The sequence below is a fragment of the Beggiatoa alba B18LD genome, from assembly GCF_000245015.1.
Taxonomy (GTDB): domain Bacteria; phylum Pseudomonadota; class Gammaproteobacteria; order Beggiatoales; family Beggiatoaceae; genus Beggiatoa; species Beggiatoa alba.
Genome location: NZ_JH600070.1, coordinates 2,966,903 through 2,980,127, shown reverse-complemented (window position 1 = coordinate 2,980,127; position 13,225 = coordinate 2,966,903). Strand labels below are relative to the sequence as shown.

Genomic DNA, 13,225 nt, shown 5'->3' with positions numbered 1-13,225 from the left:
AACGGTGGTATCCGTGAGGGCGCGATGGTAAAAACTAAAGTGCAACAACTTTTACCAAACAAGACAAGCCCTCTAATTCAGGGAAACACAATTCCCCCTCAGCATTTGCCATTTTCCAATAAGAAATAACGGTTACTGGATATGGTGGTGCGAGAAACTGCACTGAAAGGCGAACGCTTTCATTAGGATGGGTTAATGGAATGGGAATTTCACGCTGTTGCGGTTGTAAGCCTCTTTGTGGCAATGGGGAGGCTATTTCTGTTTGATGACTGGTTAGGGTGATGAAATCATCACAACAAACCAATTTCCGATTTTTCCAAATTTCCCCCCCCAAATTGCGAATTTCCCATATTTTCTCAAATGTCTGTCCTGCTGTTACAAGCGAATTATCAGGATAAGTCACATCGGCAATAAACCCTGTAGCATCCTTTGGATACTTTGCCAAACTCGACTGTTTAACGGGAAAGTCCCAGTTTGTAAATAAACATCGTAATAAGTCTAAAGGGTGTATTTGTAAGGTATTTGCTAATTGCACGATGGTTGATATTCGCACTTCCTGCACATCACTGTCTAAAAGTTTATAAAGTGCAGAACGACTAATACTTGATTTGCTGGCTAATTCACTCTTGTTTAATCCTAATTCTTTACTACGAGTCAATATATATTGAGCAAGGTCAACTGCTGCCATATTTAAAAATACCTATTGTAAATATTTAAGGGATGTGAATGCACCGTTTTTAACGGTAATAGTCGAATAATTAAAATATTTTTGTGGTGTCAACCAAAGTGGACACTTTTTTGTGTAATGTACCATTTCTTGTAGGTGAATTGTTCCACTTTCTTTCTTAAGGATAAAAATTATGGTACGACGTAATATAAGGCAGTTAATTTTGCTCTTGCTGATGAGTCTAATCTCATCAACATCATTTGCTCGTGTAGAAATTGAATATGGATGGAGCAATCTACCTGGAATCCCTAGTACAGACCCTGTGCAGTATGAGTCGGAATTAATCTCATGGATAAAGACTTTTGCTACTCGTTCTACAGAGGAGAAGCCATACTACCCAGCACTTGGGGCAGAAATGATAACCCTGCCCTACCATGGCGGACATATTAATGCACAAGGTGAACCTCAATCAGTAACCTATGAGTACACTGATAAAAATGGCAATCTCCAGACAGGCGTTTATTACGATGTAAATACTCCCATCTGGCAAATGATGCGGGATATTATTTTCTTAGAAACGTTACAACATAGCGTTAAGTGGTGGGAGTCTCAGTATATCGATAAGCTCAGTACAGCAACTGACGTTAGAGCAGAAGACGCATATGATGACGCTCTGAAGATATTAAATGAGTTTCAAGCCTATCAAGATAACACTAATGGGGGGAGTCATAACCCGTTTATAACTGCTTTTTTGGGAGCGGGAAATACAACTTATGGTGTGACACCTCACGCAGTGTTTACCACAGATGGTACTTTGGATAATTATATAGATGGACGAGTAGTGTACTTAATGTCTGGTGGTATTTTGGGTAAGGACATTATAACGCCAGATTATAAAGCTGTCTTCGGTTTTAACAAGTTAGGTTTAACCCAGCTTGGACTAGATTATATTATTAATTTTTTCAAAAATGTGGGATGGGCAGATGCGTCAACCGCAAAGATGGCTTCTTTGCTCATTGGTGGCACGATGGATGTGCTTTCTGGCGGACTCGTTATGGTTCTTGCACCAGCGAAAGTCTACTATGACAGTATGGATTATCTTATCTCCACGCTAGAAAACGCCGCTAAAGGAACTTTTTTACTCAACTATTATTATTTGAGTAGTGCTTATCCAGAAGAGCTTAAAAACCGTGTTTCTCCTGAGTTTATCAGTGATACAGGAGAGTTTGATTATCGTTATTATCCTCAATTTACGAGCTATTTGGCTAACGATATTTTAGCTACAGACCCTAAACTGAATGCGCTTTACTCTTACAGTTTAAGAAACCTTTTTAATCTTTGCATGGATCATACAACCACTTGTAATAACGAAAAAGCCGCTACTGCCATCAATGGCATTGCTCAAATGTTCCTCATGGCTAAAACATTAGACATTTCGTATTTAAAGCGTGAGGTTGCCATGTTTGCTTTTGCGACTTACGCCAAAAAGCACGAGTTATTTGGTCCTATTAATACTTATAGTGTTAATAGTTTCTACAATAAAGATGTTGATATTAAAGTTGAGTTTGCCAATGTAACATGGGAAAGCGACACTTATTGGTTGAACTTAAAACTGCGTTTACCAAAACAGGTTTTTGCATCCGACGAAACAGCATTAGGTGCAGATACCACTCATCCTGTCACGCTAGATATTTCATCTCAGGATGAAGAAATAGTTAACGAGCCTGAAGGTGCTGCGTACTTCAAGTTACCACTTGATACTAATAATACAAAGCTTTTACAAGCTTTAGCAAATAAGACAGGGTTGATTGAGGAATATACGCTAGATATTAGAATGGACAGATTTAGTTTTGCCTCTGCTAGCGGTATTCATACCACAGATGGCGCGCTAACGCATCGTCAAAAACTACAAATAACCTATGAAAACCTGTCGACAACGCAAAACACAGAATATCCTTATGTAGAGTACATTACTGAGAATGGTAAGTTAGATTGGGGTGTTGCAGGTCAAACATTAAAGATTTGTCCACATTCGATAGAAGGCTTTGAGGATATGAATCAGTGGGCAGTTTCTGCGTTACTCAATCGTGATGACCTAACGTATTTAACGGGTACTGTGGAAAATGGATGCTTATCGTTTATTACTGACGGGAAGACTTATTATCTAATGTTACCTGCTAATCATAGTGCCCTAACGCCCCCTGTTGATTATGCAGCTTTATGGTTAGGCAAGTTTTTATGGTTAGGACAATATTTGGCTGTTTGGAAGGATAAACAAGGCAATATAGTTGGGTATTCGAATGATGAAGTGATTACCAATAGTGGGACAACGCAACTAGGTGATTATGTGCAGATAGAGGTAGGAGCCACTCATACTTGTGGCGTGAAAAAAGATGGAAGTGTCTATTGCTGGGGAGGTAATTCTGATGATCAAGCCATACCACCTATAGGCAATTTTACTCAAGTCAGTGCAGGTGGAAATCATACTTGTGGCGTAAAAATCGACGGCAGCGTTGCTTGCTGGGGGGATAATCCTCTCTGGGAGTCTTATACTTATACTTCTTATGGTCAAGCCACACCACCCACAGGCAGTTTTACCCAAGTCAGTGCAGGTGGATCTCATACTTGTGGCGTAAAAACAGATGGTAGCGTGGCTTGCTGGGGGAATAATGAGTATGGTAAAGCCACCCCACCCACAGGCAGTTTTACCCAAGTCAGTGCAGGTGGATATCATACTTGTGGCGTAAAAACTGATGGTAGCGTTGCTTGCTGGGGGTCTAACACGGATGGTAAAGCCACACCACCTACAGACAGTTTTACCCAAGTCAGTGCAGGTGGATATCATACTTGTGGCGTAAAAACTGATGGCAGCGTGGCTTGCTGGGGAAATAACACCGCTGGTCAAGCCACACCACCTACAGACAGTTTTACCCAAGTCAGTGCAGGTAGCACTCATACTTGTGGCGTAGAAACGGATGGTAGTGTTGTTTGCTGGGGGACTAACACGAGTGGTCAAGCCATATCACCTACAGGCAGTTTTACCCAAGTCAGTGCTGATTACAATCATACTTGTGGCGTAAGAACTGATGGTCGTATTGATTGCTGGGGTTATAATGAGTATGGTCAAGCCACACCACCTACAGATACAGACAATTTTACCCAAATTACTAGCGGAGAAGGTAATAAAGGCATAGCTAATTGTGGAATAAAAAACGATGGTAGCGTTGCTTGCTGGCGTTCTTCTTCTGGAAAAAGCACACCAACCATAGGTAATTTTACCCAACTCACTGGAGAGGGAAAAGGTATGTACTGTGGTATAAAAACCGATAGTAGCGTTGATTGCTTCTGGGATAATAACAATACTGGCAAGTTCGCACTACCTACAGGCAGTTTTACCCAAATCAGTGTTAATTATTATGCTTGTGGAGTAAAAACCGATGGCAGTGTTGCTTGTTGGAAGGACAAGGCCTTACCCACACCCACAGGCAGCTTTACCCAAGTCAGTGTAGGTTACCCTCATGCTTGTGGCGTAAAAACTGATGGTAGCGTTGCTTGTTGGAATTCTCTCAGCACCTCTACTGTGGCTGGAGATTCCAGCGCCTCTACTGCAGTTCCTCCCACGCCACCCATAGGCAGTTTTACCCAAATCAGCAGTTTAAATAGTTATTTTTGTGGCATAAAAACTGATGGTAGCGTGGCTTGCTGGGGGAATAGTTACGCCACATCACCCACAGGCAGTTTTACCCAAATTAGTATAGGTAATTATGCATATACATTCGGATATGGTGACGCTGCTCCAAATTATGCTTGTGGCGTAAAAACCGATGGTAGCGTGGCTTGCTGGGGGGCTTACCCATCTTACTCATCAGCAGGAGCCGGTTTTACCGAATCACCTACAGGCAGTTTTACCCAAGTCGGGACAAGTCAGTATTATGCTTGTGGAGTAAAAACCGATGGTAGTATTGCTTGTTGGGGACGCTATGAGAATTCTAGTATCTGGGGAAATAGTAGTAGATCAATGGATGCGCTCCTTCCCCCTACAGGTAGTTTTACCCAAATAGAAGGAAATTTCGATTATCGCTGCGGATTAAAAACTGATGGTAAAATGGTTTGTTGGGATTCAATAGCGCGCAATGTCTGGCGTGATGCTAACAATAATCTTGTCAGTTCCCCCACAACAGAGGGAACATCCACAACAACGCCAACCATTACGGCTTTAAGCCCAACAACTGCCGAACTTAATCAGTCAAAAATATTTACCCTGACAGGTACTAACCTCAATAATAGTTTAAAATTCAACCTATTAGGTTGCACCAATATCAACGAACAAGCCAACGGCAATACAACGCAACGCCAATTCCAATGCACGCCCCAAGAAGTAGGGGTTAAAACAGGCGTGATTCGTAACCAAACAGGGACAATACTACACACCTTTAGTGTCAACGTTACCAACCCAACCAATGATATAAGCAACCTACCGCGAGTTACAGCTATCAGCCCGCTCAAGGCAACACTAGGACAAACAACCATTTTTACACTAACGGGAACAAACCTAGTTGATAACATGGGATTTTCTATCAATGACTGCACCCCCTCAAGCTATGAACTAGCCGGTGGAAACAGTACACAACGTCAATTCCAATGCACCCCTGTAGAAGCTGGTAGTAAAAGTGGTATCGTCAAAGACCATCCCGGTGGCATGACACTGTACAGTTTTGCAGTACAAATCACTGACCCCACTAAACCCACTATTACCATCAGCAGTATCTCTCCGCTGATAGACCAAGTGAATGAAACCGCGATATTTACTGTTACAGGCACAAATCTCCCCGATGGCATGGGCTTTACGGTTGCTGATTGTGAACATTCCAACTATGAACTAGCAGGCGGAACGAGTACCCAACGTCAATTCCAATGCACGCAATATGGTCTTGCAGGCGAAAAATATGGCATAGTTAAAGATATGCCTAACGGAACAGTGCTTTATGAATTTAAAGTACAAGCAACGGACGGGACAGGTGTTATTACGCCTAATGCTGAAGTCACTCTCCTACTTGGTACAACCGTCATCGACGGCACGACAACCATAGACTTAGGAACAGCCACTATTAACACGTATGCAACCAAGACATTCAGCATACAGAATAATAGTGGTAGTGCTTTAACCATCAGCAATATCAGCTTACCTGTTGGATTCCAATTAGTAGGGACATTACCGATAGTCATTGGAGCGGGACAATTTGATGTGTTGACGATTAAAGTTGATACAACTCAATTAACCAACTTTAGCGGGCTTGTCAGCTTAACGACAAATAACCTTAGTCAATCACTCATCAGTTTCCCTGTAACCGTTGATGTTAAAACAGCGACTGTAAGTAGTGGTGGAACAGAAACCCCTGTTACTTATCCAACGGCAAACCTTGTCGATACGGAAACAGGTTTATCTGTTACAACCGTTAATTTAGGTATAACGGAGACAGGGAGTGAACTGCTTAAGAGCTTCACGCTGAAAAATACAGGCTCAGTGCCTTTAGTGTTGAGTAATTTAGTATTGCCTGAGGGCTTTAGCTTAGTGGGAACATTCCCCAGTGAAATTGCGATAGGTCAAGTAGCCACTATTCAAGTTCAAGTGACTACCAACACTGTCGGCACTTATTCAGGAACACTGAGCTTTAATACTAATGACCCTAATCATTCTGTTTATAAAGTCACGTTGACGGCGCAAGTCGTAGCCCCAGCGATTACTTTTGCAATGGGTGAAACTGGTTTGCTGAATGGTGAAACAGTGGATGTTGTCTTAAACAGCGAAAACAAAAAGACTTTTGTGATTCGTAATACAACCACAAGCACACTTTATTTTAGCGATTTAACCTTACCAACGGGCTTTAGTTTAAGTGGTCGTTTCTTAGCAGCTACGGCAAGTTTACCTGTCGGTGGTGCGGATATTTTCACCATTGAAAAAGTTGGGGAGACAACGGGCGGGATGTTAAGTTTCAAATATGGTCAGAATAGCAATACATTGAAAGACTTTACTGTAACATTGACTGTAAGCGAAACGACAACACCACCTGAATTTGCAACAATCATGTTAAATGGGACACGTTTCAACTTGCCCAGTTTATCAGCGGTCAGCTCTTTGACATTGTCGAATACGCTCCCGAATATTAAATTCGCAGGCGGTATTTCTGTGAAAGGTGGAGCATTTGCGAAGAGCAAGAGACTGCAAGGTTTTGTAGGTAATCCTGTGGTAATTGCAGGTAGCTTGCAAGTTGATAGTAGTCAAATTGGGCAGGATGTTGACATTATTGCTATTGGTGTCTATCAGCCTTTACCCATGATGGCAGGCACTTGGTATATGATGGATGGTGTTATGCCATTAGTCTGGACGGGTGATTTTGCCAAGCTAACGGCACGTCAAACCAAATTGACTTTACAAGCAACACAATCCATTGTTTTATATGAAGGTGAGTTTGTTGCAACTGGTCAGTTGTCTATCTACTTTGGCTATCGTTTAAACGATGGACAAATTATTTATTCAGCGGAAAGTATTGATATTACGATTGAGTAAGTCAGTTTGTTAGTTTGAAAAAGGAAGGGATACCACTGTTTTAGGCGGTGGTATCCTTTTTTTTAATTGCTCGTTACCAAGTTTTACTTGGTAATGCCTACGCGCCAAGCTCTGCTTGGCTTGTCCTTGAACGCTTCAATCTTAAATTTGCTTGTACTCGGCAAGCGGAGCTTGCAAGGCAGGCATTACCAAGCAGAGCTTGGTAACGAGTAAACGAGTAAAAACATAGACCTGCTAGGTTTTGAAAACCTAGCAGGTCTGTCGGAACACGCGAAAAGGATTCATCAGACAAGATTAAATCCTTGTCTGAATCGGGATTTTCAGAATTAACAGAATTTAAACCCCTTAAACCAAGAAATTAATGCGAATCACGTTTTTTAATTCTGCTAATTCTGAAAATTCTGTGAATTCTGATTCAGACAAGTTGTTGTCTTTTTAAAAGAAACTCGCCGAACTCAGGTTAATAGTGTCTGTTAAAAATTGGGTGGCTGCTTGGGCGGTGAGGGGTTGGGAAAATAGGAAGCCTTGTGCATATTCACAATGCAGTTGGTGCAGTATTTCCAATTGTTCTTGGGTTTCTACACCTTCAGCGGTGACATCCATCTGTAGGTGGTGGGCAAGCGTGACGATAGTTTGCACGATGGCACGGTGTTCTTTTGAGCTGGTTAAGGTGTTGACGAAAGAACGGTCGATTTTTAGGGTATCAAGTGGGAAGCGGTGTAGATAGCTTAAGGAGGAGTAGCCTGTACCAAAATCATCAATGCTGAGTTTTACGCCGAGTTGGCGAATTTTATTCAGGGCATGGCTAATTGCAATGGCGTTGTTCATTAAAACGCTTTCCGTCAGTTCAAGTTTAAGGCTATTACGTTCGCAGTTGGTGGCAAGAATGGTTTGTTCAATTTGTCCTAATAAGTTGGGTTGGAGAAATTGTTTAGCGGAGAGGTTGACGCTCATTGTCAGGTGTTGTACTTGCGGGAATTCTGTTTGCCATGTCTTGAGTTGGGTGCAGGCTTGGTAGAGTACCCAGCAGCCAATTGTTGTAATGAGTCCCGTTTCTTCTGCTAAGGGGATGAATTCTAAGGGGGATATAATGCCACGTGTGGGGTGTCGCCAGCGGAGTAGGGCTTCAAAACCACAGACTTGTTGGTCAGCAAGGCGCATGATGGGTTGGTAATATACTTCAAATTCTTCGCGTTCTAAACTGCGTCTTAAATCTGTTTCTAGTTGTAAACGGGCTAAGGATTTGGTGTGCATGTGGGTGTTAAAGATTTCATAACGTCCCATGCCTTGTGATTTGGCTTGAAAGAGGGCTAGGTCTGCATTGCGTAAAAAGTCGCTGGGTTCTGCGCCGCCTAGTGTGCTGAGGGTAATGCCAATGCTGGTGCTGGTAAAGACTTCTTGATTGTCTATCATGAATGGTTGGGTGAGTAGTTGGTATATGCGTTGGGCAATACGGGCTACTTCTTGTTGATTTTTAACGTCGTTTAGTAGAATTAGGAATTCATCTCCGCCAAAGCGGGCGACCATGTCTTGTGGCGGGATGCAGTCTTTTAGGCGGTTGCTGACTTCTATGAGTAGTTTATCGCCGATGAGATGTCCTAGGCTGTCGTTAACGAGTTTAAAGCGGTCTAGGTCTAGGAAAAGTACCGCAAAGGTGTGGTTAGGATTTTGTTGATGTTGTTGTATGGCTTGTTGTAAGGCATCAATGAATTTAACGCGGTTAGGTAGTCCTGTTAGGATGTCGTGATAGGCGTAATGTTTCAGTTGTTCTTCTGTGCGTTTGCGTTCGGTAATGTCTGTAACGATGCCTTCATAGTAGAGCAATCGCCCTTGTGGGTCACGACAAGCGCGAACATATTCAGAAATCCAGATGATTGTTCCATCTGCTTTGTAAATTTCTGATTCGAAATCAGTCACTTTATCATGTTGTTGTAGGACTTTGATAAATTCAATGCGTCGATTGGGGTTGACGTAGAGTTGACTTGCAATATCGGTGAGTTGGTTCATGAGTGCTTGTGAGGACTCATAGCCATAAATACGCGCAAGTGCAGGATTCACTGCGAGATAATGCCCATCGGGTGTGGATTGGAAAATACCTTCTAATGCGTTTTCGAAAATACTGCGATAGCGTTCTTCTGTTGTCCGTAAAGCAATTTCTGTTTGTTTGTGTTGGGTGATGTCTTGGGTTGAGCCGATGAAATAGATGGGATTTGATTGTTCGTTGTAAACAACGCGCCCAAGTGTGTGTACATAGCGAACTTCTCCTGATGGGCGAACAAGTCGATATTCTATGTCATAGGGTTGATGTTGTTGAATACTGCAATAAGTGGCTTGTTCAACATGCCAGCGGTCTTCGGGATGAACACGTTGGATGAAATCTTTCGTTGTAATGGTATGGGCTGGGGAGAGTCCAAAAATGCGATAGAGTTCGTCTGACCAGAGTGCGGTTTCTGTTACAAGATTGCGTTCCCAATAGCCAATATGGGCGAGGCGTTGGGCTTCTTGGAGGCGAGCTTCACGTTGGGCAAGGGTAAGAAAGGTAGATTGTAGTTGGCTTGCCATGCTGTTGAAGGCTTCACCAAGGATTGCTAACTCTTTCATCCCTGTAATAGAAACGCGATTTTCTAAATGTCCTTGGGCAATTTCGCTGGCGGCTTGATTAAGGTAACGAATGGGGCGGGTAATCCATTGATTAATGAGGAAGGCAAGCAGGGTAGAGAAAATCACCCCTAATAAGAGTAGCGTAATGAGGATGGTTTCTAATTTATCTTGGTGTTGAATGATAATCCATGTTTTTAAGGAAACAAGAATGCTTAATAAGACAATCAGGGGGGTGACCAATATTATATAGATAGGAATGTTTCGAATAGCTTTAGTTAAAAAATGGGTGTGTTGCAACATGTATAATCCTGTTAAAACAATTAAATATCACTAATCGCCTCCTCTATTTCTTTTTCAATATTTTCGTCATTCGGCGGGTACTTCTAGGGTAAGCTCTTGTAAGTGGTTGTCATGTTGGTGAAAGCCACGAAGCTCTAAAACCCCTTTAATGTTTAATGAAATTATTAAAAATAATGCTTTAGGATAGCACGCTAAGGGTGTCTTATATATGGCATCGGGGGTGAGGGTGTCTTGGGGTGAGGCGTGATAAAACGCAAATAATTGGTGGTTCGGTTGCATTTGTTGTACCAGCATTTGCGCAGATTCCATTGTATTTCTGGGGGTAAAACAGGGCAATGGCGGGTAACAGTGTAGTGAGTTATCGGGGGCTTGGCTAATAATACCCTCAACGATTTGGTTTGGCTGATATTGTACGTATTCAAATAATTTTAAGACTAACAAACGGGGTAATTGGACAGTTAGTGGCATTTGTTTTCTCAGCACAGTGAGTTAAGTCAATTTTGTGAAAATTCTGACAAATAAACTATAGTAAACGTATCATAAAGTGATTTAAATTCAGGACTGGCAGTTCTCACAGGACTGTCAGTCCTTAGCATTGTTTTATAGTACGTTTACTATAACCTGAGTTCGGCGAGATTTTTTAAAAAGACAAGCATTTGTCTGAATCAGGATTTTCAGAATTAACAGAATTTAAAACCCTTAAATTAATGCGAATCACGCTTTTTAATTCTGCTAATTCTGAAAATTCTGTGAATTCTGATTCAGACAAAAAAAGACTTGTTAAGTTTTCAAAACCTAGCAGACCTCTGTTTTATTTTGTAAAACTCGTAGAACTCAGGTTGAACTAGGTAAATTATTTTAGATTGTAGTCAAATTCGACAATAAATTGCAGGTTAAATATTGAGGGGGATATTTTGGAGAATGCATAAAATAAAAAAAACGGATTAATATGAACATTAATCCGTTGTGACAAGATACTTTATAAAGGGCTATAAAGTGATGGAATAAAAAGGATATGGTTCAATTCAGGGTAACGGGTGGAGTACAAGGGGAAACTGACTCCAATGTGATGGTATTAACAAAGGCAACTGCTTTTTTTAGAACCATACCATAAACCTTTAATTCCCCTCCTTATGAGAGAGGTGGACAAGAAAAGTAAGGTTGATATTTATGTTACTTTACTGTCCATTCTTACTCGTTGGATTCAACGAGTAAGAATAAAATCGATAACTCCAAATTAACTACTTACTGTGTGTTGTGTAACGTATCTTGTTTGGTTGAGCTAAAATCGTTTCGAGCTAAACTTCGTGTTTCTATCACGTAAGAAGTTGCTTCACGTGCCATCTGTACCAGATTATCCCGATCAACAGCTTGGAATTTGCTATTACGCGGAGTTTCTTTTTTGGCCTTGCTCATACTTTACACCTCAAGATATGGTGGAAGAACTAATGAGATTTTTGAGTTACTCCCTTTACTCATAAATTACTTCAACACAGTCCTTGTCAATAAGTAGTTTTAGGTGCTGTGAGTGAAAATTAAAGGGTTTGGGTATAATTTGGAATAGGTAAAGATACGCATATCAGAATAACTTAATGAATGCGTTCTATAAAAAAGGCTTACAATCAACATCGTTATTTTTTATGGATATGACGGGCATACTTATTGATAGGAGAATTTAAATATTATAATGCGGTAATTATATAATAAAATTGAGTTTTTATCTATGATTTTTGCAGTCTTATTCGCGCTTCAACCCCATTTTCTCGACTCGTTGCCGATTGTAGTTCAACCGCAAAGCCTGCTTGACTGAATGCCTGCTTTAACTGTTCTAGGGCTTGTAAATTCGCTAACTCTAATTCTAGGTCAAAACGCCCTTGACGATAATCCAAGCGTTTTAAATTTAAACCTGCTGCTTGTTTTAAGGCAGGGCTTAATTGGGTTAATCCTGTTAAAAACGCTTCACTGCTTTGCGGGCTTGTTTGTTGATTCTTCAACTGGTTTAACTGCTGTTCCATTTGCACCCGCGCGTTGACAATTCGCTTGGCATCAGGAAAAGTTTGACGGTATAGCGTTTCTATTTGCGTATTTAATGCCGTTTGTTGTTGCTTTAATGATTGATAGGCAACGACTTGTTGCACAACATAAACCGCGCCTAATACACATAATAAACCTGCGGTTAATCGCCACGGCTTCCACAAAACTTGTAGATTATCTTGAGGGCGGTATTCCCCTTGTAAGAGATTAATCGCGGGGGTTTGGATAAGCCCTTGCAAAAGCCATGTTAAGCAACTGTCTGGGCTGGTTTGCTCTTCGATGGGGATGCCTAAACCACTTAAAACGGTTAAAGTAGGCGTTTCATCTTTTTGATAATAAACGTTTAAACTGCTCGGTAGAGTTGGCTGTTGCTGTAAAGCCAGTTGTAAAGCCAGTTGTAAGTTTGCAGGTTCAATACTAAAACCACTGTAAGCCCCTGTCCGCACTAACACCATTTTTTGATAAAAAACGATATGCCATGCCTGTGAATTCGCAAAAGGGACAGCAAACACATCAGGGATAATCCGCTGTGGTTGATAACCACGATTCTTAAAAAGCGTTAGCCACTGTTGCATATTTGTCTGCGTCGTCACTGCGACTGCAATTTGTTCCCCTGCGATACGCTCACCTAGCGCAAAATGTAAATTCTCTACATCTGTCGCAAACTGCTCTTCTAATGTGTATGGTACTGCTTGAATTAAACGTTGTCGCTGAGTTGTTGGCACTTGTGCACTGGTCAACACACATGCCGTGCTAGGGACTAATAACGTTAAGGCATGAGTTGCAGGCGGTAAAGTGGATAAAGAAACATGTTCCGCGTTATCAATCACTTTTCCCGCACGGTCATGTAACACCCAACTAATCCGCTCATCGGCATCAGATTCTAAATAACAGAGTAAGGAATATCGCATTTAAATCGCAAATGAATCAAAAAAATGAAAGCAATCATCATAAACTAATTAGCTAACAGGTGCGACAATACCCCCACATAAGATTAATAACCATTTTATTTATAAGCTATTAACAACAAAAATTCCCGTGTAAAGATGTACAAT

General features: G+C 41.3%; 7 protein-coding genes. 1 reads left to right on the top strand and 6 read right to left on the bottom strand.

Annotated elements, in window-relative coordinates; translation table 11 throughout:
- Window positions 1-34: 34 nt before the first annotated feature.
- On the bottom strand, window positions 35-688 hold the full coding sequence (locus BEGALDRAFT_RS12075; RefSeq protein ID WP_002690375.1) for an NBR1-Ig-like domain-containing protein: 654 nt from the start codon (window positions 686-688) through the stop codon (window positions 35-37).
- Window positions 689-860: 172 nt separating this feature from the next.
- Between BEGALDRAFT_RS12075 and BEGALDRAFT_RS18345 the strand changes: the two genes are divergently transcribed.
- Window positions 861-7,235 carry a choice-of-anchor D domain-containing protein gene (locus tag BEGALDRAFT_RS18345; RefSeq protein WP_002690374.1) on the top strand — a complete coding sequence of 2,125 codons (6,375 nt, stop codon included), beginning with the start codon at window positions 861-863 and terminating at the stop codon, window positions 7,233-7,235.
- Window positions 7,236-7,332: 97 nt separating this feature from the next.
- Here the strand turns inward: BEGALDRAFT_RS18345 and BEGALDRAFT_RS19215 are convergent, their stop codons facing one another.
- The 5 genes from BEGALDRAFT_RS19215 to gspL form a co-directional block, all read right to left on the bottom strand.
- Window positions 7,333-7,527, bottom strand: a complete 195-nt coding sequence (locus BEGALDRAFT_RS19215) for a hypothetical protein (RefSeq protein WP_157237586.1) — start codon at window positions 7,525-7,527, stop codon at window positions 7,333-7,335.
- 143 nt (window positions 7,528-7,670) lie between these two features.
- Complete coding sequence (locus tag BEGALDRAFT_RS12065) at window positions 7,671-10,136, bottom strand: putative bifunctional diguanylate cyclase/phosphodiesterase (protein ID WP_002690372.1); 2,466 nt, start codon at window positions 10,134-10,136, stop codon at window positions 7,671-7,673.
- A 66-nt stretch (window positions 10,137-10,202) separates the two neighbouring features.
- Window positions 10,203-10,604, bottom strand: coding sequence for a hypothetical protein (locus tag BEGALDRAFT_RS18340; RefSeq protein WP_002690367.1), 402 nt, complete (start codon window positions 10,602-10,604; stop codon window positions 10,203-10,205).
- Window positions 10,605-11,381: 777 nt separating this feature from the next.
- Window positions 11,382-11,552 carry a hypothetical protein gene (locus BEGALDRAFT_RS19210; RefSeq protein ID WP_002690365.1) on the bottom strand — a complete coding sequence of 57 codons (171 nt, stop codon included), beginning with the start codon at window positions 11,550-11,552 and terminating at the stop codon, window positions 11,382-11,384.
- Between the two features lie 305 nt (window positions 11,553-11,857).
- The gene (gene gspL / locus BEGALDRAFT_RS12055) at window positions 11,858-13,081 is read right to left on the bottom strand and encodes a type II secretion system protein GspL (RefSeq protein ID WP_002690363.1); all 1,224 of its coding nucleotides are present in this window, start codon (window positions 13,079-13,081) and stop codon (window positions 11,858-11,860) included.
- Window positions 13,082-13,225 lie beyond the last annotated feature (144 nt).